The sequence below is a fragment of the Shewanella sp. AS16 genome (assembly GCF_021412365.1).
Taxonomy (GTDB): Bacteria; Pseudomonadota; Gammaproteobacteria; order Enterobacterales; family Shewanellaceae; genus Shewanella; species Shewanella salipaludis.
Map to the genome: position 1 here is coordinate 1 of NZ_JAKCLK010000328.1, position 287 is coordinate 287.

Annotated in this window: 1 protein-coding gene and 1 pseudogene; both read right to left on the reverse strand. The window is 52.3% G+C overall.

The features are described from left to right. Positions 1 to 75, reverse strand: a pseudogene (locus LZP73_RS20505) (single-stranded DNA-binding protein); the annotation flags it as partial. 25 nt (positions 76 to 100) lie between these two features. Next, positions 101 to 287, reverse strand: a 187-nt coding sequence (locus LZP73_RS20510; RefSeq protein WP_234236812.1) for a hypothetical protein, incomplete at its 5' end; no start/stop codon positions are given.

Below are 287 nucleotides of genomic sequence, written 5' to 3' on the forward strand. Positions count from 1 at the left end.
GGGGATGTAACGGACTTCCGGATCTTTTCCCAGACGACCGACAAGAATGACCTTGTTAATGCCACGAACTGCCATGATGTGTCTCCTTCTGTTGATGTTTTCAGCCCCCATCATCTGTTGAGTTTCGGGAGCCGCGGTTTTGACGTTTTGCGGGGACCTGCCTTTTGTTCCCTCCGGTATTCACCATCACCTGTTTGAGAACCTTCGCCGCATGGGGCATCACTGCCACGGCCTGACGCACCTGTCCTGGGCAGAACGCAAAATTTTTTACCGGGTTTTGGGTAAAA